The organism is Candidatus Microbacterium colombiense, assembly GCA_029203165.1.
Lineage (GTDB): Bacteria > Actinomycetota > Actinomycetes > Actinomycetales > Microbacteriaceae > Microbacterium > Microbacterium colombiense.
Genome location: CP119308.1, coordinates 2,787,858 through 2,814,088 on the forward strand (window position 1 = coordinate 2,787,858; position 26,231 = coordinate 2,814,088).

Annotated in this window: 23 protein-coding genes and 3 pseudogenes; 13 read left to right on the forward strand and 13 right to left on the reverse strand. The window is 68.4% G+C overall.

Translation table 11 applies throughout. The features are described from left to right. The first annotated feature begins 51 nt into the window (after positions 1-51). The 6 genes from P0Y60_13465 to P0Y60_13490 all read left to right on the forward strand — a co-directional run bounded on the left by P0Y60_13465 (position 52) and on the right by P0Y60_13490 (position 5,738). Positions 52-483 (forward strand): PTS sugar transporter subunit IIA, encoded by a 432-nt coding sequence (locus tag P0Y60_13465; protein WEK60316.1) that lies wholly within the window; start codon positions 52-54, stop codon positions 481-483. Then, the gene (locus P0Y60_13470; protein WEK60317.1) at positions 483-1,640 is read left to right on the forward strand and encodes a mannitol-1-phosphate 5-dehydrogenase; all 1,158 of its coding nucleotides are present in this window, start codon (positions 483-485) and stop codon (positions 1,638-1,640) included. Before P0Y60_13465 ends, P0Y60_13470 begins: the two co-directional genes overlap by 1 nt. Positions 1,641-1,777: 137 nt before the next feature. Then, positions 1,778-3,070 carry an NAD(P)/FAD-dependent oxidoreductase gene (locus tag P0Y60_13475; protein ID WEK60318.1) on the forward strand — a complete coding sequence of 431 codons (1,293 nt, stop codon included), beginning with the start codon at positions 1,778-1,780 and terminating at the stop codon, positions 3,068-3,070. Continuing rightward, entirely contained in the window at positions 3,067-4,020 is a 954-nt protein-coding gene (locus P0Y60_13480; protein WEK60319.1) for a bile acid:sodium symporter family protein, read from the forward strand. Before P0Y60_13475 ends, P0Y60_13480 begins: the two co-directional genes overlap by 4 nt. After that, positions 4,017-4,976 (forward strand): SDR family oxidoreductase, encoded by a 960-nt coding sequence (locus tag P0Y60_13485; protein WEK60320.1) that lies wholly within the window; start codon positions 4,017-4,019, stop codon positions 4,974-4,976. Before P0Y60_13480 ends, P0Y60_13485 begins: the two co-directional genes overlap by 4 nt. A gap of 9 nt (positions 4,977-4,985) precedes the next feature. Continuing rightward, on the forward strand, positions 4,986-5,738 hold the full coding sequence (locus tag P0Y60_13490) for an alpha/beta hydrolase (GenBank protein ID WEK60321.1): 753 nt from the start codon (positions 4,986-4,988) through the stop codon (positions 5,736-5,738). A gap of 17 nt (positions 5,739-5,755) precedes the next feature. On the opposite strand, the gene P0Y60_13495 is transcribed toward P0Y60_13490, so the two are convergent. From P0Y60_13495 to P0Y60_13540, 10 genes are all read right to left on the reverse strand, one after another. After that, complete coding sequence (locus P0Y60_13495) at positions 5,756-6,616, reverse strand: PfkB family carbohydrate kinase (protein ID WEK60322.1); 861 nt, start codon at positions 6,614-6,616, stop codon at positions 5,756-5,758. Positions 6,617-6,642: 26 nt separating this feature from the next. Beyond that, entirely contained in the window at positions 6,643-7,758 is a 1,116-nt protein-coding gene (locus P0Y60_13500) for a polysaccharide deacetylase family protein (protein ID WEK60323.1), read from the reverse strand. A gap of 6 nt (positions 7,759-7,764) precedes the next feature. Further along, positions 7,765-8,880 (reverse strand): adenosine deaminase, encoded by a 1,116-nt coding sequence (locus tag P0Y60_13505; GenBank protein ID WEK60324.1) that lies wholly within the window; start codon positions 8,878-8,880, stop codon positions 7,765-7,767. A 41-nt stretch (positions 8,881-8,921) separates the two neighbouring features. Then, the gene (locus P0Y60_13510) at positions 8,922-10,214 is read right to left on the reverse strand and encodes a thymidine phosphorylase (GenBank protein WEK60325.1); all 1,293 of its coding nucleotides are present in this window, start codon (positions 10,212-10,214) and stop codon (positions 8,922-8,924) included. After that, complete coding sequence (locus P0Y60_13515; GenBank protein WEK60326.1) at positions 10,211-10,609, reverse strand: cytidine deaminase; 399 nt, start codon at positions 10,607-10,609, stop codon at positions 10,211-10,213. The genes P0Y60_13510 and P0Y60_13515 overlap by 4 nt, the downstream gene beginning before the upstream one ends. Before the next feature lie 21 nt (positions 10,610-10,630). Continuing rightward, positions 10,631-11,905, reverse strand: coding sequence for an ABC transporter permease (locus tag P0Y60_13520; GenBank protein ID WEK60327.1), 1,275 nt, complete (start codon positions 11,903-11,905; stop codon positions 10,631-10,633). After that, positions 11,902-13,164, reverse strand: coding sequence for an ABC transporter permease (locus P0Y60_13525; GenBank protein ID WEK60328.1), 1,263 nt, complete (start codon positions 13,162-13,164; stop codon positions 11,902-11,904). The genes P0Y60_13520 and P0Y60_13525 overlap by 4 nt, the downstream gene beginning before the upstream one ends. Then, the gene (locus P0Y60_13530; GenBank protein WEK60329.1) at positions 13,161-14,675 is read right to left on the reverse strand and encodes an ABC transporter ATP-binding protein; all 1,515 of its coding nucleotides are present in this window, start codon (positions 14,673-14,675) and stop codon (positions 13,161-13,163) included. The genes P0Y60_13525 and P0Y60_13530 overlap by 4 nt, the downstream gene beginning before the upstream one ends. A 100-nt stretch (positions 14,676-14,775) precedes the next feature. Beyond that, complete coding sequence (locus P0Y60_13535) at positions 14,776-15,849, reverse strand: BMP family ABC transporter substrate-binding protein (GenBank protein ID WEK62926.1); 1,074 nt, start codon at positions 15,847-15,849, stop codon at positions 14,776-14,778. A 155-nt stretch (positions 15,850-16,004) separates the two neighbouring features. Beyond that, on the reverse strand, positions 16,005-17,120 hold the full coding sequence (locus P0Y60_13540) for a mannose-1-phosphate guanylyltransferase (GenBank protein ID WEK60330.1): 1,116 nt from the start codon (positions 17,118-17,120) through the stop codon (positions 16,005-16,007). A 59-nt stretch (positions 17,121-17,179) separates the two neighbouring features. Here P0Y60_13540 and P0Y60_13545 point away from each other — a divergent pair, with 59 nt between their 5' ends. The 7 genes and pseudogenes from P0Y60_13545 (at position 17,180) to P0Y60_13575 (ending at position 24,216) form a co-directional block, all read left to right on the forward strand. After that, on the forward strand, positions 17,180-18,436 hold the full coding sequence (locus P0Y60_13545) for an FG-GAP-like repeat-containing protein (GenBank protein WEK60331.1): 1,257 nt from the start codon (positions 17,180-17,182) through the stop codon (positions 18,434-18,436). A 260-nt stretch (positions 18,437-18,696) separates the two neighbouring features. Next, a pseudogene (sdhC, locus tag P0Y60_13550) lies at positions 18,697-19,045 on the forward strand (succinate dehydrogenase, cytochrome b556 subunit). Then, positions 19,045-19,441, forward strand: a pseudogene (locus P0Y60_13555) (succinate dehydrogenase hydrophobic membrane anchor subunit). The pseudogenes sdhC and P0Y60_13555 overlap by 1 nt, the downstream one beginning before the upstream one ends. 69 nt (positions 19,442-19,510) lie before the next feature. Further along, positions 19,511-21,339, forward strand: a pseudogene (gene sdhA, locus P0Y60_13560) (succinate dehydrogenase flavoprotein subunit). 2 nt (positions 21,340-21,341) lie between these two features. Continuing rightward, a complete protein-coding gene (locus P0Y60_13565; protein WEK60332.1) occupies positions 21,342-22,109 on the forward strand; it encodes a succinate dehydrogenase iron-sulfur subunit in 768 nt (255 codons plus the stop codon). A 48-nt stretch (positions 22,110-22,157) separates the two neighbouring features. Further along, a complete protein-coding gene (locus P0Y60_13570; protein WEK60333.1) occupies positions 22,158-23,366 on the forward strand; it encodes a YihY/virulence factor BrkB family protein in 1,209 nt (402 codons plus the stop codon). 10 nt (positions 23,367-23,376) lie between these two features. Then, a complete protein-coding gene (locus tag P0Y60_13575; GenBank protein WEK60334.1) occupies positions 23,377-24,216 on the forward strand; it encodes an exodeoxyribonuclease III in 840 nt (279 codons plus the stop codon). On the opposite strand, the gene P0Y60_13580 is transcribed toward P0Y60_13575, so the two are convergent. The 3 genes from P0Y60_13580 to P0Y60_13590 are packed head-to-tail and all read right to left on the reverse strand — an operon-like array spanning position 24,210 to position 26,166. Beyond that, the gene (locus P0Y60_13580; protein ID WEK60335.1) at positions 24,210-24,833 is read right to left on the reverse strand and encodes a DUF4166 domain-containing protein; all 624 of its coding nucleotides are present in this window, start codon (positions 24,831-24,833) and stop codon (positions 24,210-24,212) included. The two genes, P0Y60_13575 and P0Y60_13580, sit on opposite strands and share 7 nt — an antisense overlap. Then, on the reverse strand, positions 24,830-25,510 hold the full coding sequence (locus P0Y60_13585; protein ID WEK60336.1) for a DUF4166 domain-containing protein: 681 nt from the start codon (positions 25,508-25,510) through the stop codon (positions 24,830-24,832). The genes P0Y60_13580 and P0Y60_13585 overlap by 4 nt, the downstream gene beginning before the upstream one ends. Further along, complete coding sequence (locus tag P0Y60_13590) at positions 25,507-26,166, reverse strand: SRPBCC family protein (GenBank protein WEK60337.1); 660 nt, start codon at positions 26,164-26,166, stop codon at positions 25,507-25,509. The genes P0Y60_13585 and P0Y60_13590 overlap by 4 nt, the downstream gene beginning before the upstream one ends. Positions 26,167-26,231: the final 65 nt, after the last annotated feature.

Below are 26,231 nucleotides of genomic sequence, written 5' to 3' on the forward strand. Positions count from 1 at the left end.
GCGGGTGCCACGGCATCCGCCCCGCCTCCACATCCCCAGAAAGGAAACATCATGAGCGTTCTCACCCTCGGTCAGGTGCGCATCCACTCCGGCAGCGCCACCCAGGATCAGGCCCTGCAGGAAGCCACCGACATCCTCATCTCCGCCGGGGCCGTCACCCCGGCCTACGTCGACGCGATGCGTCAGCGTGAGGCGACTGTCTCGACCTACATGGGCAACGGCCTCGCCATCCCGCACGGAACGAACGACACGAAGGACGCGATCCTCGCCTCCGCGCTGTCCGTCGTGCGCTATGACGGCGGCGTCGACTGGGCGGGCGAGCCCGCGACGTTCGTGATCGGAATCGCCGGCCGCGGCGACGAGCACCTCGAGATCCTCTCGCAGATCGCGATCCTCTTCTCCGACGATGACGACGTCGCCGCGCTCAACGCCGCGCAGACGCCGGATGAGCTGTTCGCGCTGCTCTCGGCGGTGAACGACTGATGAAGGCCGTCCACTTCGGCGCCGGGAACATCGGACGCGGTTTCGTCGGCCTGCTGCTGCACGAGGGCGGATACGAGGTCGTCTTCTCCGACGTCGCGGATGCCCTCGTGGACGCCATCAACGACGTCGACGCCTACACCGTGCACGAGGCGGGCCCCGGAGGAGTGGACCACGTCGTGACGGGGTTCCGCGCCGTCAACTCGCGCACCGACCCCGACGCTCTCACCCGCGAGATCGCGACCGCCGACATCGTCACCACCGCCGTGGGGCCGACGGTGCTGAAGTTCGTCGCTCCGGCCATCGTGGCGGGACTCGCGCAGCGCTCCCCCGACGCCGTCCCGCTGCAGGTGATGGCCTGCGAGAACGCGATCGGCGCGACGGATCTGCTGCGCACGGAGGTCGAGACGGCCGCCGGCGACGCGTCTACCGCTCTTCTGAGCCGGGCCGTCTTCGCCAACACCGCGGTCGACCGCATCGTGCCCGCCCAGGCGCCGGGCGCCGGTGTCGATGTGACCGTCGAGCCGTACTTCGAGTGGGCGATCGAATCGGGTCCGTTCGGCGACACCCTGCCGAACATCCCGGGAGCCCACTTCGTCGACGACCTCGCCCCGTACATCGAGCGCAAGCTGTTCACCGTGAACACCGGCCATGCCGCGGCGGCCTACTTCGGCGCGCAGCTCGGGATCGAGCGGATCTCGGATGCGCTCGCCGACGAGTCCGTCGCCCGCAACGTCACCGCCGCGCTCGAGGAGACCTCGGCCGTGCTCGTCGCCACGCACGGCCTGGATGCCGTCGAGCTCGCCGAGTACCGCGCCACGATCCTCGAACGCTTCCGCAACCCCGCGTTGGTCGACACGGTGCAGCGGGTCGGGCGGCAACCGCTGCGCAAGATCTCGCGACACGAGCGCTTCGTCGGTCCTGCGGCGATGGCCGCCGAACAGGGGCTGGCATCCGCGGCGCTGGTGGCAGCGATCTCCGCCGCGCTCGAGTTCGACGACGCAGCCGACGAGCAGTCGGTCGAGCTCCAGCACCGGCTGCGCACCGAGGATGCGGTCTCGCTCACGACCGGGGCGACGGGCCTGGACCCCGAGCATCCGCTGTTCCCGGCGATCCTCGACGCCGTGCACCGCCGTCAGGAGTCCATCGGCGTCGGTTGACCCGCAGTGACCCTCGGAGCGCCCTCGTACACCCGATACCATCGGTGGACGGGGGCGCTCGGTCGTCGAGCGCAGGGCAATCGAGCACGCAGTCTTCGAGCGCCGGACATTCGAGCACAGTGACGTGCGGGAGCACCATGAACACATACGCCGTCATCGGCGCCGGCCCATCGGGCCTCGCTGCGGCCAGAGCCCTGCAGAAGCGCGGGATCACGATCGACGGCTACGAGGCCTCACACGACGTCGGCGGCCTCTGGGACATCTCGAATCCGCGCAGCACCATGTACGAGTCGGCCCACCTGATCTCGTCGCGCACGACCACCGAGTTCGCCGAGTTCCCGATGCGGTCCACGGTGGACTATCCCGGGCACCGCGTGCTGCACACGTACTTCCGCGACTATGCCGAGCACTTCGGGCTGCGAGCACTCTTCCGCTTCGACACCCGCGTCATCCGCCTCGAGCCGCAGGACGGCGGCTGGGAGCTCACGTCGGTCGGACCGGACGGCGAGCACAGCCGCTGGTACGCGGGGGTCGTGCTGGCCAACGGCACCCTCGCGGAGCCGAACGTCCCCTCGTTCCCGGGCACGTTCACCGGCGAGCTCCTGCACACCAGCGCCTACACCTCGCCGTCGCAGCTGGCGGGCAAGCGCGTGCTCCTCATCGGCGCGGGCAACTCCGGCTGCGACATCGCGGTGGATGCCGTGCACCATGCCGTATCCGTCGACATGAGCGTGCGCCGGGGCTACTACTTCGTGCCCCGCTACCTCTTCGGCAAGCCCAGTGACACTCTCAACCAGGGCAAGCCGTTGCCCGCTCGTCTCAAGCAGGCGCTGGACAGTCGCGTCCTGCGCGCCTTCACCGGCGATCCTGTGCGATTCGGATTCCCGAAGCCCGACTATCGGATCTACGAATCCCATCCGATCGTGAACACCCTGATCCTGAACCATCTCGGCCAGGGGGATCTGCAGATCCGCGCCGACGTCGAGCGTTTCGACGGCTCGACGGTGCATTTCCGCGACGGCAGCTCCGACGACTACGACCTGGTGCTGCTCGCCACCGGATACCGGCTCGACTACCCCTTCGTGGATCGCGCGCACCTGCAGTGGCGGGGAGCATCCCCTCGCCTGTTCCTCAACATGTTCCCGGCCTCCTTCAACGGGCTGTTCGTGATGGGCATGATCGAGGCATCGGGCATCGGGTGGCAGGGCCGATTCGAGCAGGCCGACCTCCTCGCCGCCTACCTGCACGCGGTCGAGCGGGAACCGGCCGCCGCCTCCCGCTTCCGGAGCAGGGTGACGGATTCCCCCTGGCCGGACCTCACCGGCGGATATCGCTACCTGGGTCTGGACCGCATGGCGTACTACGTGAACAAGGACGCCTACCGCGGCGCGGTGAGACGCGAGAAGCAGGATCTGGAGGCGCGCGCATGAACGTCGATGACGTCGTGCTGAGCTTCACTCCGGGCACGCTCACGATCCTGAACGTGGTGCTCGGACTCATCATGTTCGGCATCGCGCTGGACACCTCGCCGTCGGACTTCAAGGTCGTGGCGCGGCATCCGAAGCCCTTCGTGATCGCGCTGCTCGCGCAGCTGCTGCTCCTGCCCGCCGTCACCTTCCTGCTCACCCTGATGCTTCCGGTCACCGCATCGATGGCGCTCGGGATGATCCTCGTGGCCTGCTGTCCCCCCGGCAACATCTCCCAGGTCCTCACCCACCGCTCGGGCGGCAACGTGGCGCTCTCGGTCTCGCTCACCGCCGTCGGAAACCTCCTCTACATCGTGGCGATGCCGCTCAGCATCACGTTCTGGGGCTCGCTGCACCCGACCGCGCGCGAGCTGCTGCGCGAAGTCGCACTCGACCCGTGGAGGATGCTGCTCGAGATCCTCCTGATCGTCGGCCTCCCCTTCGCGCTCGGCCTGCTGCTGCGCGCCCGGCTGCCCGCGCTGACGCGACGCCTCCAGCCGTTCGTGAAATGGTTCAGCCTGATCGCCCTGCTCGGGTTCATCGTCGCGGCGCTCGTGGGCAACTGGGCCGTGTTCGTCCAGGTGCTGGGCGTGATCATCGTCGTCGTCGCGGTGCACGATGCCGTGGCGCTCGCCCTCGGATACGGCACCGCCGTGGTCGGCGGACTCGGCACCAGGGAACGCAAGGCCATGACCTTCGAGGTCGGCATCCGAAACGCCGGCCTCGGGCTCGGCCTGGTCTTCCTGTTCTTCGACGGGCTCGGCGGCATGGCGATCGTCGCAGGCTGGTGGGGGATCTGGGACATCATCGCCGGACTCGTGCTCGCCGGACTCTGGGCACGCCACACCCGGAGGCGCAGGGGATCGGCGTCGGGTGACGCCACCGGCCGCACGAGCGTGGAGGCCACGACGTGACACGCGTCCTGATCACCGGTGGCGGCGGATTCCTGGGCCGGCACGTGGCCTCGGCACTGCTCGCGCGCGACGATGTCGAGCACATCGTCTCCGCCGATGTGCGAACCGGCGCCCCGCGGGACGGGGTGCACGATGTGCTCCTCGATGTCACCGACGCCGCCGCACTCGCCCCGCTGCTGCGCGAGCACCGGATCGACTCGGTCGTCCACCTCGCCGCGATCGTCGCTCCCGGGCGCGACGTCGAGCTCGAGTACCTCGTCGATGTGACGGGAACCGCGCACGTGCTCGCGGCCTGCGTCGAGACCGGCGTGCGCCGGATCGTGGTCTCGAGCTCCGGTGCCGCGTATGGCTACCACGCGGACAGCCCCGAGTGGATCGATGAGGACCAGCCGCTGCGCGGCAACGACGCCTTCCCCTACTCGCGCCACAAACGGCTGGTCGAGGAGATGCTCGCCGAGTACCGCACATCGCATCCGGCGCTGGAACAGGTGGTGTTCCGGATCGGGACGATCCTGGGCCCGACCGTGCAGAACCAGATCACCGCACTGTGGGATGGCCGTCGCATCCTGCGGATCGCCGGCTCCGACTCCCCCTTCGTGTTCATCTGGGTCGACGACGTGGCCGGTGCGATGGCGCGTGCGGCGACGGACGGCCCCACCGGGGCGTTCAACGTCGCCGGAGACGGACGCCTGACGGTCACCGAGATCGCCGACCGCCTGGGCAAGAGCACTCTCACCCTCCCCGCCGGCGTGCTCGCGGTCGTGCTGCGGATCGGACAGTGGCTGCACCTCACGGTGCACGGGCCGGAAAAGGTCCCTTTCCTGCGCTACCGCCCGGTGCTCGCGAACACCCGCCTCAAGGAGCAGTTCGGGTTCGTCCCTGCGCGCACCAGCCGCGAAGCCTTCGAGGCGTATCTGGACACACATCCGGCGGTCGCGTCGCGCCCGACCACGTAGCCTGGAGGCATGCAGAAGAAGCGTGGCCGGCGGGCGCTCCGCTGGATTCTCGGAAGTGTCGGCGCCGTGCTCGTGCTCGCGATCGGCGGCATCCTGATCTGGAGCCAGGTGGGTGTGATGCCCGCCGAGCCCGGTCCTCTCGCGGACGTGCGCGACAACCCCGCCATCACCGTGGAAGACTCCCCGCAAGGAATCGTCCTCGCCCCGGCGGAGGGCGGATCCGAGATCGGTGTGGTGTTCATCCCGGGCGCCAAGGTCGATCCGTGGGGCTATGCGGCGATCCTGCAGGGACTCGCCGAAGACGGGATGACCGTCGTGATCACGCGCCCCTGGCTGAATCTGGCGTTCTTCGACCTCCGGGGGCTCGATTCGTTCACCTCCGCAGCCCCCGACATCGACACCTGGGCCGTCGGTGGGCACTCTCTGGGCGGAGTCCGGGCATGTCAGCTCGCGGCCGATGCCGACGCGCTCCTCCTGTTCGGCTCGTACTGCGCGACCGACATCTCCGAGACCGACCTCGCGGTACTGAGTCTCGCCGGATCGGAGGACGGCCTGTCCACTCCGGAGAAGATCGCCGATGCGCGGCACCTGCTGCCCGCAGACGCCGAGCTGGTCGAGATTCCCGGCGCATCCCACGCGTCGTTCGGCGACTACGGCCCGCAGGCGGGCGACGGCACCCCCACGATCTCCGAGGACGAGATGCACCGGACGGTCACCGACCTCGTGGATGCCTTCGTGAGTGAGTCCCTGCCGAGCCGCTGAGGGGCTGAACCGGCGGGCTAGCCGAGGATCGGATCCAGCAGCGGATGCAGATGCCTACTGCGAAGCACCACCGCGGCCGCGCGCGCTCCGGCGGCGAGCGCCTCGGATACCGGCTCCCCCGCAAGGTGCGCATCGAGCACGCCGGCGAAGAAGGCGTCACCGGCACCGTTCGTGTCGATGAGCTCGACGGGGATCGCCGAGACTCGATGCTCGACACCGCGCGAGTCCACGGCGACGGCGCCGTCAGCGCCGAGCGTGCACACCGCCAACGACGCACCCGCGTCGACGCGCTCGTGCAGGAAGCCGAGCGGATCGTCGAGCCGGTCCGCATTGCAGAACACCGCATCGGCCGCCTCGAGGAAAGGACGATGGAACGCCGCGACCCCGTCGTAGTCATGCACGTCGACCCAGATCGGGCGACCGGTCCGTCGGGCGAGCGGCAGCAGACGCAGAGGCTCAGCCGCCAGGTCGAGCACGATCACCTCCGCCGCGCTCATGGCTGCCGTCAGCGCGGAATCATCCGATGCTCCCTGCGCGACCGGCGCGGAGAGGTAGATCGACACGCGCTCTCCGCGGGTGGTCATCAGATTGACGTGGCGCTCGGTCACATCGCCGGTCGACCAGCGGACGTCGACGCCGGCGGCGGCGAGAGCGTCGCGGATCCGCCGACCGGGGTCGTCATCGCCCGTCGCGGCGGCGAGCAGCGCCGGACGCCCGAGTGCAGCGAGACTCAGCGCTTTGCCCGCGCTCGTCCCTCCCACCGTGCTCCACGAGGTCTGGGCGAACTGCATGTGCGGTACTGCCTCGGGGAGGCGATCGACGACGATGATGTCGTTCCAGGAGGCGGGGCCGGCGATGAACACGGAGGCGGCGGTCATGACACCATCCTGGCCGCTCGTGGCGCTCAGCCGATGCGCGAGATCAGCGCGTCGAGTCCCATCCCGTAATCGATGCGCACGACGGGGAGGGCGAGCTTGTCGGTACCGATCCGCACGTACCCGGGCTCGATCGTGCGTGCCATCTCGAATCCGGCCATCGCGACGCCCTGCTTGGCTGTGTCGTCGTAATGCCCGAAAGGGTACGCGATCACCTCTCGCACCCCGAGCACGTCTGCCGAGGCGTTCAGATCGGCCGCGATCTGTTCGGCCGTCCAGTTGACCATGCGACCCTTGCCGTTGTCGCCGGCCTGGTGCATGTCGTGCGTGTGCGAGCGGCGCAGCACATAGATCGACGGGGGCGGATCCTGGCGATAGGCCGTGATCATGAACGACGTCGACAACACGTGGTACTTCTCCACCACGGGAGCCGCCAGATCGAACCACGTCTGATCGGCATCGTCGTCGGTGACGATCACCGAACGCGCGGGGAGGAAGAGCCTTCCGTCGATGAACGCGCTCAGCTCATCCCACGTCGGCAGGTAGAAGCCGGTCGATGAGATGTGCTGCATGTGGGCATCGAAGTCTCCGACGTACGCATAGTTGCCCCGCAGCCACCCGTGTTCGCCCTCGGGGTCGGAGGTGAACTGGTGGTACATCAGGATCGGCACCTCGGTGCCCTGCGCCGCGTTCGCCTCGGGGGTGGTCCACGCGCCGAAGAGCTCGACCTCCTGATCTTCGCAGATCACCGGATCGGCGCCGTTGACCCTCGACGCGGCGTCGAGGTGGGCACCGGCATCCGCCGAGGAATACCAGCCCGCGAACACGCGTCCCTCCTGCGCCGGGATGGGAAGCCCCCGGTACAGGTCGTTCTGCCACTGCAGCATCGGGTCTTCGACGACCCCGTCGCCGAGAAACGTCACCGCGCACGCGAGTGGATCATCGGCGTCGGCCACGAGCTGTTGCGCCGGGGTCAACGGACGCTCCACCATCGGCCCCGCGGCCCTCGGGGTCGGCTCTTCGGGCGTCCGGTTCATCCACACGGCCGCTGCCGCGGCGAGTCCACCCACCACGAGCACTCCGACGCCGATGAGTGCGCCGACGACCGTGGCGCCGCCCCCGCGACGCCGCCTCCCCCGAGTCACCGTCGTTCAGCCGGCGAAGCCCTCGGCGATCATCTCCACGAGCTCTTCCCGCTCCTCGACAGGCAGGAAGGCCGCAGACGCCGCGTTGAACTGGAACGCCTCGAGATCGTCGAGGTCGTACTCGAAAGCCTCGACGAGAAGAGCGAGCTCACGGGTCAGCGACGTGCCGCTCATCGTGCGGTTGTCGACGTTCACGGTCACGGAGAACCCGAGCTGATAGAGCAGATCGAAGGGGTGGTCCGCGAGTGTCTTGCCCCACGCGGTGATCGCACCGGTCTGCAGGTTCGATGACGGCGAGAGCTCGAGCGGGATCTCCCGATCGCGCACCCACCGGGCAAGGTCGCCGAACTGCACCTGCACCTCGTCACCCTCCTCGGTGATGACCTGCAGGTCCTCGGCGATGCGGACGCCGTGCCCGAGGCGCAACGCACGTCCGTCGACGAGAGCCGAGCGGATCGACGCGAGTCCGGCAGCCTCGCCCGCGTGCACGGTGACGGGGAAGAAGTTCTCGGCCAGGTAGTCGAAGGCGGCGCGGTGGCCGGATGCCGGGAAGCCGTCCTCCGGACCCGCGATGTCGAACCCGACGGCGCCGCGCCCGCGGAAGGCGACCGCGAGCTCCGCGATCTCGCGAGAGCGGGCGGTGTGCCGCATCGCCGTGATGAGCTGTCCGACGCGGATGCTGTGGCCGGCGCGGTCGGCGGCGTCCTCGCCCTCCTCGATGCCCTGCTGCACGGCTTCGACCGTCTGCTCCAGGGTGAGCCCGCGCGTCAGGTGCTGCTCAGGAGCCCAGCGCATCTCACCGTAGATCACGCCGTCGGCGGCGAGATCCTGCACGAACTCGCGCGCGACCCGGGTGAGCCCCTCGGCGGTCTGCATGACGCCGATCGTGACGTCGAACGTCTTCAGATACTCGACCAGCGAGCCGGAATCGCTCTTCTTGGCGACCCAGCGCGCCAGGCGCGCGGCATCGGTCTCGGGCAGTTCCAGCCCCACGGCATCCGCGAGCTCGACGATGGTCGCCGGACGCACCGCTCCGTCGAGATGGTCGTGAAGCGACACCTTCGGCAGGCTCCGCAGGGATGCGCCCTGGATCGTGACATCGCCGTTCGCGTCGATCGACATGGGGGTCCTCTCAGAAGTCGTGCAGGTGGGCCAGGCCCAGCCTAGGCCGTGATGCGCTCGCGCACGATCGGACCGGCGGCGGGAGCCTCGGAGCCGATCTCCCACGCGCCCTCGAGAGCCTCGAGCGCACGCGGGAAGCGCGCCTCGTCGGCCGCGGACAGCGTGAACAGCGGCTGCCCCGCGATCACTCGATCACCCGGCTTCGCGTGCAGATCGATGCCGGCCTCGAAGATCACGGGATCCTCGGCACGGGCACGACCGGCCCCGAGACGCCAGGCGGAGACGCCGAACGGGAGAGCGTCCAGGCGGGCGAGCACGCCGTCCTTCGGTGCGGTGACCACATGCGACTCGCGCGCCGTCGGCAGGGGCGCGTCCGGATCGCCGTCCTGCGCACGGATCATGGCCTTCCACCCGTCCATGGCGCGACCGTCGTCGAGCGCGGCCTCCACGTCGGCGTCCGGCTGTCCTGCGAGGGCGAGCATCTCGCGGGCGAGCGCGATCGTGAGCTCACGCACATCGGAGGGGCCGCCGCCGGCGAGCACCTCGACCGACTCGCGCACTTCGTTGGCGTTGCCGATCGCGCGCCCGAGCGGCACGTTCATGTCGGTGAGGAGCGCGGTCGTCGCCACGCCGGAGTCCGTGCCGAGGGCCACCATCGTGCGGGCGAGCTCGCGCGCACGATCGATGTCCTGCATGAACGCGCCGGAGCCGAACTTGACGTCGAGCACCAGAGCATCCGTGCCTTCGGCGATCTTCTTCGACATGATGCTCGACGCGATCAGCGGGATGGCCTCGACGGTTCCGGTGACGTCGCGCAGGGCGTACAGCTTCTTGTCGGCGGGGGCGAGCCCGGAGCCCGCGGCGCAGATGACTGCGCCCACCTCGCCCTGCATCTGCGCGAACATCTCCTCGTTGCTCAGCGCTGCACGCCAGCCGGGGATCGACTCGAGCTTGTCGAGCGTGCCGCCGGTGTGCCCGAGACCGCGGCCGCTCAGCTGCGGCACCGCCACGCCGAACACCGCGACCAGCGGGGCGAGCGGCAGGGTGATCTTGTCACCGACACCACCCGTGGAGTGCTTGTCGACCGTCTTCTTGCCGAGGGAGGCGAAGCTCATCCGCTCCCCCGACGCGATCATCGCGTCGGTGAGCACGCGGATCTCATCGCGCTCCATGCCGCGCTGGAAGATCGCCATCGCGAACGAGGCCATCTGCGCGTCCGAGACGTAGCCGCGGGTGTACGCGTCGATCATCCACCGCAGCGCGGGCTCTGCCACGACACCGCCATCACGCTTGGAGCGGATGACATCCACCGCGTCATAGGGCTCAACGGTCATCGTGCGTCCTCCAGGTCGCGCGGCCCGAACGCGTCGGGCAGCACCTCATCGATCGTGCGGATGCCGGAGACGGTCTCCAGCAGCATCCCGGGCATCGCGTGTTCGTACAGCAGCTGACGGCACCGCCCACAGGGCATGATCGTCTGTCCGTCGTTGTTGACGCAGACGAACGCCACCAGCTGGCCACCGCCGGACATGTGCAGATCGCCGACCAGCGCGCACTCCGCGCACAGGGTCACCCCGTACGAGGCGTTCTCGACGTTGCAGCCCGCCACGATGCGTCCGTCTCCGACCAGCGCCGCAGCGCCGACGCGATACCGGGAGTACGGAGCGTACGCCTTGGTCATCGCATCGGTCGCGACCTGACGGAGCTCGTCCCAGTCGATATCGGTCATGTCGTTCCTCGCTTCTGGTGACTAGGACTTGATGTACGGCTGGCCGTCGGCCGCGGGAGCCCGCGACTTGCCCACGAGCCCTGCCACCGCGAAGATCGTCACGATGTACGGCAGCATCAGCATGAACTGGCTCGGCACCGGGGAGCCGATGACGCTCAGGACACCCTGCAGGTTGGTTGCGAACCCGAACAGCAGCGCCGCGAGCGTCGCCTTGATCGGGTCCCACTTGCCGAAGATCACCGCGGCGAGGGCGATGAATCCGGCGCCGGCCGTCATCTCGGGGTTGAATCGCGGCACCGAGACGAGCGTGTAGAACGCCCCGCCCATACCGGCGATCGCACCGGCGATCAGCACGTTCATGTAGCGCGTGCGCGCCACGTTGATGCCCACGGTGTCGGCCGCCTGCGGGTGCTCGCCGACCGCGCGCATGCGCAGCCCCCACCGGGTGCGGTACATCCCGAACCAGACGATGAACACGACGGCGTACATCAGGTAGACGACGATCGTCTGCTGGAAGAGGATCGGTCCGAGGATCGGGATCTCGCTGAGCAGCGGGATCGGGATGACCTCGAACGGAGTGACGGTGTTGAGCGTCTCCTGGTTGGGAGCGAGCACCTGACGGAAGAGGAAGGTCGTCACACCGATGACGAGCACGTTCAACACGACACCGACGATGACCTGATCCACGTGGTACGTGATCGCGAACACGCCCAGCACGAGCGCGACGAGCACGCCGGCGACCATCGCCGCGATCAGACCGGCCCAGGGGGTTCCGACGCTGGAGGCGACGATCGCGGCCGTGAACGCACCGGCGAGCAGCTGCGCCTCGATCGCGATGTTCACCACACCCGCGCGCTCACCGATCACGCCACCCAGCGCACCGAAGATGAGCGGCGTCGCCAACGCGAGCGCTCCGCTGAGCAGACCGATCATCGGGAGCGTTCCGGAGCTGCCGGCGGCCGCCCAGGCGAGGAATCCGAAGATGAGGGCGATCACGAAGACCGCTGTCAGCCAGAGTGGAACGGGGCGCCGCCTCGCGGCGAGCATGTACGCGGCGACCGTGATCGCCGCGCCGATGACGACAGCCACCCAGGCGGCGGGGGTGCCGGGCACCACCACGTCGGGCAGCGCCAGGATCTCGCTTCCGGCGGTGAGCCGGAACGTCGCGTCACCTGCGCGGGGCACGAGCAGCGGCAGCAGTCCGACGAGCACGGTGGCGACGCTGAAGATGATGGGCGTCTTCCAGGAGACGACGCTCAGGGTACGGGGCTGGTCATCGAGGGTCTGGACGCTCATGCCGCCACCTCCTTCTTCGCGGCGCGACGCTGTCGACGTGTCGCACGGCCGGGCTGCGGAAGACCGAACATCGCCCGCACCAACGGCGGCGCGGCGATGAACAGCACGATGAGGGACTGCACGACAAGGACGATCTCGATCGGCACGCCCTGCGAGGCCTGCATCGTGAAGCCACCGGTCTTGAAGGCACCGAACAGGAGGCCTGCTCCCAGGATGCCGAGGGGCCGCGAGCGTCCGAGGAGCGCGACGGTGATCGCGTCGAAACCGATACCGGCATCGATGCCGCCGCTGAAGCCCTTGGGCTCGGTGCCGAGCACCTGGCTGACGCCGGCGAGTCCGACGAGCGCTCCGGCGATGACCATGACGGTGAAGTACATCCGCCCGACGGAGATACCGGCGGTCTTCGCAGCCGCAGGGTTCTCCCCCACAGCACGGAAGCGGAAGCCGAGGCTCGAGCGCTCGAGGATCCACCACGTGATCGCGACCGCGACGAGCGCGAGCAGGAACCCGAGGTGCAGCTTGTACGACGGTCCGAGAATGAGCGGGAGGACGGCCGAATCGGCCATCGGCGCCGTCTTCGGGTTGCTCGATCCCGGCGCCTGGAGGATGCCCTGCGTCGCCAGCATCCACGCGAGCAGATAGACGGCGATGTGGTTGAGCATGATCGTCACGATCACCTCATGCGCGCCGGTGCGGGCCTTGAGCAGGCCGGCGATACCCGCCCAGGCGGCTCCGGCGATCACACCGGCGACGAGCGCGGCGATCATGTGCAGGGGGAACGGCATGTCCCACGCGGTGGCCACATAGCCGGCCGCCGCAGCGGCCATGAGCATCTGTCCCTGACCGCCGATGTTGAACAGCCCGGCACGGAACGCGAGTCCGACACCCAGGCCGGCGGCGATGAGCGGCGTCGCGAACTTGAGCGTCTCGGTCAGCGGACGGATCCCGACCGCGAACGAGTCGGCGTTGAAGTTGTAGATCGAGCCGCGGAACAGCGCGGCGTACGCGCCGCCCACGGCTTGGCCGATCGCGGCGAGCATGTCGCCCGGCTTCGCGAAGAAGTACGACGAGGCGGCCTGCACGGCGGGATCCGTCACGGCGATCATCAGCGAGCCGACGACGATCGCGGCGATCACGGCGAGGACCGAGACGATCGCGTTTCCAGCCACGATGTGCCGGATGGCCTCACGCCAGCGGCCAGGACGCGGCGCCTCCGGGGTGGTCGTCTGCGCAGTGTCCTGCGTCGGGGCGGCGGTCATGCCTGGACTCCTTCATTCACGACGCCGGCCATCATCAGGCCGAGGGTGTCACGAGACGTGTTCCCGGGCACGATGCCGACGATCCTGCCGCGATACATCACGAGGATTCGATCGGCCAATGCCGTCACCTCGTCGAGCTCGGTGGAGATGAGGATCACCGGCACGCCGGAGTCCCTGGTCTCGATGATCCGCTTGTGGATGAACTCGATCGAGCCCACGTCGACGCCACGCGTCGGCTGCGCGGCCACGAAGAGCGAGAGGTCACGACTCAGCTCGCGGGCGAGCACGACCTTCTGCTGATTACCACCGGAGAGCCGGCCGGCTGCCTGCGCGGGGCCCTGGGTGCGGATGTCGAACTCGGTGATCTTCTCGCGGGCGAAAGCATCGCGCACGCGCAACTGCAGCGCGCCCGCCTTGGCGAAGGGCTCACCGTTCGAGCGGTCGAGCATGAGGTTCTCCGCGATCGAGAACTCCTTCACGAGGCCGTCGACCCCGCGGTCCTCGGGGACGAAGCCGACCCCCGCGTCGAGGATCTGGCGCACGCTGCGACCGACGATCTCCTGACCGTTCAGGCGGATGCTGCCTCGGACCCTGTCCTGGAGGCCGATGAGCGCCTCGGTGAGCTCGGTCTGCCCGTTGCCCTGCACGCCCGCGATCGCGAGCACCTCGCCACCGCGCACCTCGAAGGTCGCCTCATCGACGAGCACGGTGCCGACGGCATCCGTGACCGTGAGGTTCTCGACGACGAGCGCGTTGTCGTGGAGCACCGGGGCGTCCTTGTGCACCGTCAGCTCGACGGCGCGACCCACCATGAGCGAGGCGAGTTCGGCGTTCGAGGCCGTGGGCGATGCTTCGCCGACGACCTTGCCCAGGCGGATGACGGTGATGCGGTCGGCGACCTCGCGCACCTCGCGGAGTTTGTGGGTGATGAAGACGATCGCCGTCCCCTGCTCCTTCAACTGACGCATCGTCGCCATCAGCTCGTCGGTCTCCTGCGGGGTGAGCACGGCGGTCGGCTCGTCGAAGACGAGGATGCTCGCGTCGCGCGACAGCGCCTTGATGATCTCGACCCGCTGCTGCACGCCGACGGGGAGGTCTTCGATGACGGCATCGGGATCGACGTCGAACCCGAAGCGGTCGGAGATCTCCTTGACCTGTCGCCGCGCGGCTGCGAGGTCGAGGCGTCCTCCGAAAGTCGTCTTCTCGTGGCCCAGCATCACGTTCTCGGCGACGGTGAAGACGGGGACGAGCATGAAGTGCTGGTGGACCATGCCGATGCCGGCGGTCATCGCGTCACCCGGACCGTCGAAGTCCTGGACGACGTCATCGATGAGGATCTCTCCCTCGTCGGCCTGGTAGAGCCCGTAGAGGACGTTCATCAGCGTCGACTTGCCGGCGCCGTTCTCGCCCAGGAGGCAGTGGATCTCACCGGGTTGGACGATGAGATCGATGTGGTCGTTGGCCGTCAGCGCGCCAAACCTCTTCGTTATTCCGCGCAGCTCAAGCTTCATGTGTCGATCCTATTCATGACGTTCTCCGCTGCCCAGGATCGCCTGGGCAGACGACAGTGGGGAGGCCGACCTGGGCCGGCCTCCCCACTGCTCTTCCGTGTTACTCGCTGAGGTAGGACGTGACGGTGATCTTGCCGTCGATGATGTCCTTCTTGATCCCGTCGAGCTTGGTCACGAGGTCGGCGTCGACCTTGCTCTCGAAGTTGTGCAGCGGCGCGATGCCGACGCCCTCGTTCTCGAGCGTTCCGATGTAGGCGTCTCCGCTGAAGGTGCCGTCAGCGCTGGCCATGACGGCCTCGTAGGTGGAGAGGTCCATCGCCTTGAGCACCGAGGTCAGCACGAAGTCGGCCGTCGTCGGGTCGGTGTTGAACAGGTCGGCGTCTGCACCGATGAGCGCGATGTCCTTACCGGAGTCCTTGATGGCCTGGAGGCCGGACTGGTAGATCGGACCGCCGACCGGGAAGAGCACGTCGACACCCTGGTCGATGATGTTCTTCGCGACCGTCTTGGCGTCCTGGTTTGCCTCGAAGCCGCCCGTGAAGGAGCCCGTCTTGCCGTCCCAGCCGATGACCTGGACAGCAGCGCTGTTCTCGTCGTTGTAGTAGTCGACGCCCTGCTTGAAGCCGTCCATGAAGATCGTGACGGTCGGGAACTCCATGCCACCGAACGTGCCGACCTTACCGGTCGTCGAGTAACCGGCGGAGAGGTACCCGGCGAGGAACGCCGCCTCAGCCGTGTTGTAGAGCAGCGGCTTCAGGTTGTCCGGCTTGGCGTCGCCTCCGGCGTCGTCGACCAGGATGAAGTCGGTGTCGGTGTTGGCGTTGGCCGCATCGACCGTCGCCTGCGAGAGAGCGAAGCCGACCGAGACGATGGCGTTGCAGCCCTCGGAGACCATGTTGTCGATGTTGGGGCCGTACTCGGTCTCGGCGTTCGACTCGGCCTTCTTGAAGGTCGCGCCGAGCTCGTCTGCGGCCTTCTGAGCGCCCTCGAACGACAGCTGGTTGAACGACTTGTCGTCGAAGCCACCGGCATCGGAGACGATGCACGCGGTGAAGTCGGACGCGGCGGGGGCGTCGGAGCCGCCCGCTTCGGTCGGCGCCTGGCCACAGCCGGCGAGTGCGAAGATGACGCCCGCGGCGATGGTCGCGCCGAGCAGCTTCTTGGTGGTGGAGATGGTCAACTCAGTGCCTCCCTCAACGAAACCGCGGCCCTCGCGGATCGATCAAAGTTACCTACTGTTTCGTCGATCGCGCACACCGCCGCCCCTTGCGCGGGCGAATGGTTACCAACCTGGAATCAACAGCGCCGATGAGCACCGAGCCCTGCTCATCAGAGCACGTCGCCCTGCCCGCTGAGTTTGAGCGACTCGACGACGCCCTTCACACGTTGCGCATTCTCGACCGTCGTGACCAGCAGCGCATCGGGAGTGTCGACCACGACGATGTCCTTGACGCCGACCAGGCTGATCACCCGGGAGGTCTGGCTCACCAGGATTCCGCTGGCGGCATCCGACAGCACCCGTGCCCTGGGCCCGAGCACGGCGAGATCGTTCTTGCGCCCGTTCGTGATCAGCTTGGTCAACGAGGCGAAATCGCCCACGTCGTCCCAGTCGAAGTGCCCCGGCACCACGGCGAGGCGTCCGCGGCGCGCCGCGGGCTCGGCCACGGCGTAGTCGATGGCGATCTTCTTGATCCGCGGCCAGATCCGGTCGACCGCGGGGCCCCGGCGCTCGCGATCGTCCCAGGCCTCGGCGAGCTCGATCAGCCCGGCGTGGAGCTCGGGCTCATTCTCGGCGAGCTCGTCGAGCAGCACACTCGCCCGGGAGATGAACATGCCGGCGTTCCAGAGGTAGCTGCGATCGGCGAGGTAGGCCCTCGCGGTGTCGAGGTCGGGCTTCTCGACGAACGTCTCCACGAGTGCGGCCTCGCGCGCACCGTCCACGACCAGCTCGACACCCTTCTTGATGTAGCCGAACCCGACGGCCGGCTCGGTGGGCGAGATGCCGATCGTGCAGATGTATCCGGCCCTGGCCACCTCGACGGCGTCGCGCACCGCGAACTCGAACACACGGGTGCCGCGGATCACATGGTCGGCGCTGAACGAGCCGATGATCACGTCGGGGTTCCGGCGATGCAGCACGGCGGCGGCGAGACCGATCGCGGCGGCCGATTCGCGAGGCTCCGACTCGAGGAAGACGTTGAGGTCGGCGATTCCCGGCAGCTCGGCTTCGACGGCTGCTCGGTGGGCACGACCGGTCACGACGGCGATGCGGTCGGGACCCGTGAGCGGTTCGAGGCGGTCCCACGTGTCGCGCAGCAGGGAGTGCCCAGAACCGGTGAGGTCGTGCAGGAACTTCGGGGCGTCCGCACGGGAGAGCGGCCACAACCGGCTGCCGATGCCGCCTGCGGGGATGACGGCGTAGAAGTCCTCGATCGGCTCACTCATACCGTCCAGCGTATCCGGGTGCCATCGACGCACCGAGGGCGGACGATATGGTCGGTGCCATGCGCCACTCCCCCAGAGGCCGGTTCGTCTCCCCCAGACGAACCATCGCCGCAGCACTCGTCCTCGCGTTGGGCACCGCACTGTTCGCTCCGGTCGCCGCCTCGGCCGCCGGAGGCCCCGCCGGAGAGGTGTTCGCTCTCACGAACGCCCAGCGGCAGAAGGCGGGCGTTCCCGCGTTGGTCTCCGACGCCGCCCTCGACGCGGCCGCCGCGGAGTGGGCGCGGCAGCTGGCCGCATCCTGCACCTTCGAGCACAGCTCCTCCTCCTGGCGCAGCACGCGGGTGGCCGGCTACGGCTGGGTCGCCACGGGCGAGAACATCGCGGCAGGGCAGAAGGACGCCGCAGCGGCGATGGCGGGATGGATGGCATCCTCCGGGCACCGCGCCAACATCCTCGACAAGCGCTACACCGGACTCGGCGTGGGGTATGCGACGGGCTCGTGCTACCGGACCTATTGGGTGCAGATCTTCGGCATCGGTTCACCGCAGAAGAAGCTCTCCGGTGGTGCCGGCGATCTCACGTCCGACCGTGCCGCCGACGTCCTCGCGCTCACCGACACCGGAGACCTCAGCATCTATCCGGGGAACAACGCGGGCGGATTCTCCGCGATGACCACCGCCGTGCCGGGGTGGGGCGACCGCCCCTTCACCACGTTGGGGGACTTCACCGGCGACGGCATCCCCGACATCGCCCGCACCGAGGCGGACGGACGCCTCATGCTCTATGCGGGCAACGGTGCCGGGGGCTTCAGAACGCCCGCGCAGATCGGCAAGGGGTGGAGCGGGTTCTCCCAACTGATCGGCGGAATCGACTTCAACGGCGACCGGTTCCCCGACGTGATCGCTCGGCGCCCCAACGGCGACCTCGTGCTCTACCGCGGGAACGGACGTGGCGGCTGGATCAGTGGAAGCACGAAGATCGGGCAGGGGTGGCAGGCCATGACCGCCGTGTTCCATGCGGGCGACTTCAACGGCGACGCCCGCGGCGACGTGATCGCCCGCAAACCGGATGGCACACTGTGGCTGTACCCGACGACCGGGAAGGGCACCTGGGGCAAGGCCACACGGATCGGCACGGGCTGGAAGTCCATGACGGCGATCTTCGGAGCCGGCGACATCGACGGCAACGGCACGCAGGACATCCTCGCCCGTACCGCCGACGGCACGCTCGTGCTCTACGGCGGCAACGGCCGAGGCGGCTTCCTTCCGAAACGCACGATCGGATCGGGCTGGGACATGATGCGGCAGATCGGCTGATCCGCCCGGCCGGCCCTGTCCGCACCTCGGGAGTTAGGCTCCCCTTCGTCGCTCCCAGTGTTCTGACAGGAATAGGATGGACGTCGATCGGGCATGCCTGACACTTCGACAGGATCACTCTTGGACGAGCGCAGCGCACGCGACCGACGCTCATCGATCCAGGGAGGACGACCGTGTCCACAAGCGCTCGCTTGACACCGTCGATTTCGGAAACCACGTCCAAGACCCCCCGCGGCACCCTTTACCGGGGTCGCGAAGGCATGTGGTCGTGGGTGCTTCACCGCATCACCGGAGTCGCCATCTTCTTCTTCCTGCTTGGTGCACGTGCTCGACACGGCCCTCATCAGGGTGTCCCCGGAGGCGTACAACGCCGTCATCGGCACGTACAAGAACCCGATCATGGCGCTCGGCGAGGTCGTCCTCGTCGCCGGCATCGTGTTCCACGCCATGAACGGCCTGCGCATCATCGCGGTCGACTTCTGGTCCAAGGGCGCCAAGTACCAGCGTCAGCTGTTCTGGGGCGTGCTCGCCGTGTGGGTCGTGATCATGGCCGGCTTCGTGCCGCGCCACCTCATGCTCGCCTTCGCCGGCTTCGGAGGAGGACACTGATGACCGCGCAGACTCTCGCCGCCCCGCGTCCGCCGCCAGCGCCGCGTCAACCTCGAGAAGTGGGGCTGGATCTTCATGCGCGCCTCGGGCATCGTGCTCGTCGTGCTGATCTTCGGCCACCTCTTCGTCAACCTGATGGTCGGCGAGGGCATCCACGCCCTCGACTTCGCCTTCATCGCCGGCAAGTTCGCCACGCCGTTCTGGCAGTGGTGGGACGTGCTGATGCTGTGGCTCGCTCTCATCCACGGCGCGAACGGCATGCGCACGATCGTCAACGACTACGTCACCACCGCGAAGGTCCGCAAGGCACTCGTGTGGGCGCTCGGCCTCGCCGCCGGCCTGCTGATCCTGCTCGGCACCCTCGTGGTCTTCACGTTCGACCCGTGCCTCGGTGTGACGCCCGACAGGTCCTGCTGGACCGAATGCGCCGCGCTGGTCGGAACTGAGAAGAAGGCTAACGAAGAAGTGACTACCGAGACGCAGGATTCCGTCGTCCGTGACGGCGTGCACTACCACCAGTTCGACATCGTCATCGTGGGCGCCGGCGGCGCCGGGCATGCGCGCCGCGATCGAGGCCGGTCCCGGCGCGAAGACCGCGGTCATCTCGAAGCTCTACCCGACCCGCTCCCACACCGGTGCGGCGCAGGGCGGCATGGCGGCGGCGCTCGCGAACGTCGAAGAGGACTCCTGGGAGTGGCACACCTTCGACACCGTCAAGGGCGGCGACTACCTCGTCGACCAGGATGCGGCGGAGATCCTCGCGAAGGAGGCCATCGACGCGGTCATCGACCTCGAGAACATGGGTCTGCCGTTCAACCGCACGCCCGAGGGCAAGATCGACCAGCGCCGCTTCGGCGGCCACACCGCCGAGCACGGCAAGACGCCGGTGCGCCGCGCCTGCTACGCCGCCGACCGCACCGGTCACATGATCCTGCAGACGCTGTTCCAGAACTGCGTCAAGCTCGGCATCAACTTCTTCAACGAGTTCTACGTGCTCGACCTGCTCACGGTGAAGGATGCCGACGGCAAGACCCAGGTCGTCGGGCGTCGTCGCCTACGACCTCGCCACCGGCGAGCTGCACGTCTTCCAGGCCAAGGCCGTGATCTTCGCGACCGGCGGCTTCGGGAAGATCTTCAAGACCACCTCGAACGCACACACCCTCACCGGCGACGGCGTCGGCATCGTGTGGCGCAAGGGCCTCCCCCTCGAGGACATGGAGTTCTTCCAGTTCCACCCGACCGGCCTCGCCGGCCTCGGCATCCTCCTCACCGAGGGCGCGCGCGGCGAGGGCGCGATCCTGCGCAACGCATCGGGCGAGCGCTTCATGGAGCGGTACGCCCCGACCATCAAGGACCTCGCACCCCGCGACATCGTCGCGCGCTGCATGGTCCAGGAGGTCGCCGAAGGCCGCGGCGCCGGCCCGCACAAGGACTACGTCCTCCTGGACTGCACCCACCTCGGCGCCGAGGTCCTCGAGACCAAGCTGCCCGACATCACCGAGTTCGCGCGCACGTACCTGGGCGTCGACCCGGTCGTCGAGCCGGTGCCCGTGATGCCGACCGCGCACTACGCGATGGGCGGCATCCCCACCAACAACAGCGGCGAGGTCCTGGCCGACAACGACACGATCGTGCCCGGCCTCTACGCCGCGGGCGAGTGCGCCTGCGTCTCGGTGCACGGCGCCAACCGCCTGGGCACCAACTCGCTGCTCGACATCAACGTCTTCGGCAAGCGCGCCGGCCGCAACGCGGTCGAGTACGTCAAGACCGCCGAGTTCGTGCCCCTGCCGGAGAACCCTGCCGCCTTCGTGTCCGACATGCTCGAGGGCCTGCGCAACAACCAGGGCACCGAGCGCATCGCGGTGCTCCGCAAGGCGCTGCAGGACGAGATGGACAAGGGCGCGCAGGTGTTCCGCACGCACGAGTCCCTCCAGCACGTGCTGGGCGTGATCAGCCGAGCTGCGCGAGCGCTACAAGAACGTGCACGTCGACGACAAGGGCCAGCGCTTCAACACCGACCTGCTCGAAGCCGTCGAGCTGGGCTTCCTGCTCGACATCGCCGAGGTCGTCGTCTACGCCGCGCAGAACCGCGAGGAGAGCCGCGGCGGCCACATGCGCGACGACTTCCCGAAGCGCGACGACGAGAAGTACATGAAGCACACGATGGCGTACCTCACGGGCGACGCGCACTCGTCCGACCCGGGCGACCACATCCGACTCGACTGGAAGCCCGTCGTGTTCACCAAGAACGACAGGGCGAGTTCAATTACCCGCCGATGGAGAGGAAGTACTGAGCATGTCGACCGCCATCGCCGAGGCCCCCGCCGACACGACCGAAGAGACCGGCATCCAGTCCTTCATCGTCACCTTCAACATCCGCCGCTTCGACCCTGAGGTGGACTCCGAGCCGCACTGGGTCGACTACGACGTGGAGCTCTACTCCACCGACCGCGTGCTCGACGCCCTGCACAAGATCAAGTGGGAGGTCGACGGCTCGCTGAGCTTCCGCCGCTCGTGCGCGCACGGCATCTGCGGCTCCGACGCCATGCGCATCAACGGCCGCAACCGCCTGGCCTGCAAGACGCTGATCAAGGACCTCGACATCTCGAAGCCGATCTACGTCGAGGCCATCAAGGGCCTGCCGCTGGAGAAGGACCTCATCGTCGACATGGAGCCGTTCTTCGCGTCGTACCGCGAGGTGCAGCCGTTCCTCGTCGCAAGCTCCGTCCCGGAGAAGGGCAAGGAGCGCGTGCAGACGATCGCGGATCGCGAGATCTTCGACGACACGACCAAGTGCATCCTCTGCGCCGCGTGCACCTCGTCGTGCCCCGTGTTCTGGACCGACGGACAGTACTTCGGCCCGGCCGCGATCGTCAACGCGCACCGCTTCATCTTCGACTCGCGCGACGACAACGCGGCGGTCCGCCTCGACATCCTCAACGACAAGGAAGGCGTGTGGCGCTGCCGCACGACCTTCAACTGCTCCGAGGCCTGCCCGCGCGGCATCGAGGTCACCAAGGCGATCGCCGAGGTCAAGCAGGCCGTCCTGCGCGGCCGCCCCTGAGCTCTTCCCGCTGTCAGACACGCCTCCGCCCTTGGATAGGGTGGAGGCGTGTCTGATTCCGACGGCGCTGCGCCCGAAGCCGGTCGCCTCGATGTCGCCGTCGAGCGCGCGACGGCCCTGACCCAACGCACGCTGGGCCTGTTCCCCGTGCGCGTGTGGCGCCACTTCCTGCAGCACAACGGATTCCTCCTCGCCGCCGGGGTGAGCTACCAGGCGCTGTTCGCGATCTTCGCCGCCATCTACCTCGCCTTCGCGATCACCGGACTCTGGCTCGGCGGCAGCACCGAGGCGGTCGACGGGCTGATCGACCTGATCAACGGCTACATCCCCCATCTCATCCAGGAACCGGGCGGACTGGTCACCCCCGCTCAGGTGCAGGAGATCGCGGCGAACACCACCGGCGTGCTGAGCGTCACCGGCCTGATCGCGCTGGGTACCGTGATCTGGACGGCGATCGGCTGGGTCACCTTCTCCCGCCGCGCGACGCGGGACATCTTCGGTCTGCCGCCGGATCGGCGCAGCTATGTGCTTCTGAAGGCGCGTGATCTCCTGGCCGCCCTGATCTTCGGTGTCGCCCTGATCGCCGGTTCGCTGCTCAGCTCGGCCAGCGCCGGAGTGCTGAACTGGGTGCTCGACCTGCTGGGCTGGAAGGCCGGATCCTTCGGGCTCAATCTCACCATCCACATCGGCACCATCGTCGTCTCGTTCGCTCTGCTGTCCGCCGCGCTGGCCGCCATGGTGCGCTTCCTCACGGGCACGTCGTTGGCGTGGCGGATCATCTGGCCCGGAGCGCTGCTCGGCGGCGGCGCGATGACGATCCTGCAGTTCGGAGCGGGTTTCCTGCTGAGCTACACGCCCTCCAATCCGCTGCTCGCCACGTTCGCGATCTTCATCGGTCTCCTGCTGTGGTTCCGCATCAACGGCGTAGTGATGCTCGTCGCCTCCTCCTGGATCGCGGTCGCCGCCGGCGACCGCGACGTCCCTCTCCTGCACCAGACGGAGGCGGAGCGACGTGCGGCCGAGTATCAGGCCCTGCTGACGGCGGCGCGCATCCGGGTGCGGGAAGCGCGGGCTGCACGCGAGACCGCACCGTGGCACCGTGCGTGGGCAGCGGGACGTGCGGCGCGCGCGGCGGAGGCGGAGCTCGCGCATCTCGAGGCGACGCCCCCGCCGCCCGCCGAGCCCCCCACACCCCTCGCCCAGCGACTCCTCTCGGAGCTGAACCGCCCCGCCCGGGATGTCGGCGGCTCTCGTTAGGCTTGTCCACATGCCTCATCTGCGTATCGCCTCGGTCAATGTCAACGGAATCCGGGCGGCCGCCCGCAACGGGATGAGCGGATGGCTCGATGCCGCCGATGTCGACGTCCTCACGCTGCAGGAGGTGCGCGGCCAGGATGAGCATCTCGAGGCCGCTCTCCCCGGGTGGACGTTCGTGCACGACGAGGCGACGGCGAAGGGGCGCGCGGGAGTGGCGATCGCGAGCCGCACCCCCGCTCTCGCATCGCGCACCGATTTCGGCGACGCGGACTTCGACTCGAAGGGGCGCTGGATCGAAGCCGACTTCCTCCTGGGCGATCGTCCGCTCACCGTGGTCAGCGCGTACGTGCACTCCGGCGAGGCCGACACCCCCAAGCAGGTCGAGAAGTGGAAGTTCCTCGACGCGTTCGGACCACGCCTGAGTGCTCTCGGCAACGATGGCGCACTCGCGCTCGTCACCGGCGACCTGAATGTCGGTCACCGCGAGCTCGACATCAAGAACTGGCGGGGAAACCGCAAGAAGGCGGGCTTCCTGCCCCGCGAGCGCGCGTACTTCGACCGCTTCCTCGGAGAAGCCGGCACCGAGGTGACCGGAGTCGACGGCACGGTCGGTTCCGGATTGGGATGGGTTGACATCGGCCGTCGCTTCGCCGGCGAGGTCGAGGGGCCGTACACCTGGTGGTCCATGCGCGGCCAGGCGTTCGACAACGACTCCGGCTGGCGCATCGACTATCACCTCGCGACGCCCTCCCTGGCGGAGCGCGTCCAGTCGTATCACGTGGCGCGTGCAGCGGCGTACGACCAGCGCTGGAGCGACCACGCGCCGGTGGTCGTCGACTACAGCTACTGAGGATCGGCGTAGCGGTACCACCCGCGGTACTCGAGGATCGTCCCGAGCAGCGGGCTGCGCACGCGCATCTGGATCGTGCGTCGCCGGTGCGCCTCGTCCCACCCGTCCTCGAGATCGACGGCGACGCCGAAGAGTCCACGGAGCACGAGCCGACGACCGGCGAGTCGCAGGGCGACACGTCGGGTGCGCATGCGCAGATGCCCGTCAGCCGTGACGCTGCACTCCTCCAGCAGCTCCACCCGTCCGCGAACACCCAGGGCGTTGTGCACGACGCCGGCCAGCGGGGTGACGGTGAGCCGGTCGGAGATGTACTGCGTCGTGCCGGGGAATCGGAACTCCCGCGAGGTGTCGAGTGTCGGCCGACCCGCCCGCGAGGTTCCCGTCGTCTGGGCGAGCGCGAACGGCACATCGTGGGCGAAGCGGGTGACGCAGACGCCCGGCCCCACGACGGGGCGGGTGAGCGCCATCAGGCGTCCGAGACGACTGCCGGCGACCGTGAAGACACCCTCCACGTCATCTCGGTCCGCATGCACGCGCATCTGCGCCAGGATCTCGGGATGCAGGCGCTCGGCCTCCGCCCCGAGCGCGGCCAGGAACACCTCGCCGCGGGACGTCATTCCCGGGCCTCCTCGCGGTACGGCTTGACGGTCGCCGGCACCGGGGCGTCGTCGAGGAACTCGCAGGTGAACGACCCTCGGTAGCCGAACAGGAAGCCCAACAGATCGTTGCGCACCTCGAGATCGATCACGAAGCACTGCCGTTCGTCGTCGAAGCGCTCCGTGAGCGCCGCGCGACCGCTCAGGAGCATCGGGAACCGGAAGGCGAACGGTCCTTCGTAGAACCGCTGCGCTCCGGAGGAGAGCCGCAGCCCGCCGTCATCGGTGACGGCGAGATCGAGGTCCACGGCCAGGTGCTGGTGCGTGCCGAGGTAGTCGACCACTCGTCGTCGGCGAGCGCTGTAGATCATGGTCGCATCGAAGCGTCGGCGTCGTCCCGGTCGCACATCCATGGTGCGCACGAAGGTCACGGTCTCGCGGCCGAGACTGTCGATGTACGCGTAGTTGTCGATCTGGAAGGCGATGTCGTGGCCGCGCTCGGGGAACATGATGTTGCGCAACGTGCCGATCGCGAGGAACGGCAGCGTCCACCACGGTCCGCGCCGAACCTCGGTCATCACGCCGCGGCCGACGCAGCCGTAACCCGCCTCGACACCGACGCCGAACCGCCGCTGGAGTTGCGGATGCAGCCGGTCGAAGTCTGCTCCGAGCGCACGCTGGAAGACCCCCGCGCTCACGCGCTGATCTCCGCGAGGCTCGCCGGAGCATCCTCCATGATCGTGCGTGCCCGTCTCTGCGGGGGACGCGACAGACACCGCCCTGCCCTCGCCCGAGGGCGTCGGCCAGGCAGGAGGGAGCGCCACCATCCCGTCCGCTCCGGTTCGACGCCGTCTTCCGCCCAGAGGCGGAGCCGGTCGAAGCTCCACGCCGTCATCCACCACACGAACCTCCGTGTGATCAGCGGATCGAGGATGCTCCCGAGCCGCCCCCAGCCCGGCGCGTAGTCATACCCGGTGAGGAAGCGCACGCCGTCGTCGGTGGGGATGTAGCGCCAGTACCCTCGTCCGCGTCCCAACGGCGACAGCGGGTCGGCGGTGTCGAACACCAGAGCCGACGTGCGTTCGCCGGACGGCGCCTCCTTCGTCCCGAGCGAAATGCCACTCCCCCGGATCGTGTGCACCGCGAGGCTGCGTTCATACCGGAACTCCTGTGCGCCATCCTCCCGCACGCGCACGGGCGCGATCAGGGAGAAGCGTGCGTCCCAGCGCACGTGCGATGCGGGATCCTGCGTGAGACGCCACACGGTCTCCAGTGGCGCGCGGATCAGGATCTCGACGTAGAGTGCCGTGTCCGCGCGATGACCGGTGCGGGCGGCGTGCGAGTCGGAGATCATGCCCTCAGCGTAAGACGCGGCTGCGGAAGGCTCCGACGATCAGCACGGCGGTTCGCACGCCATAG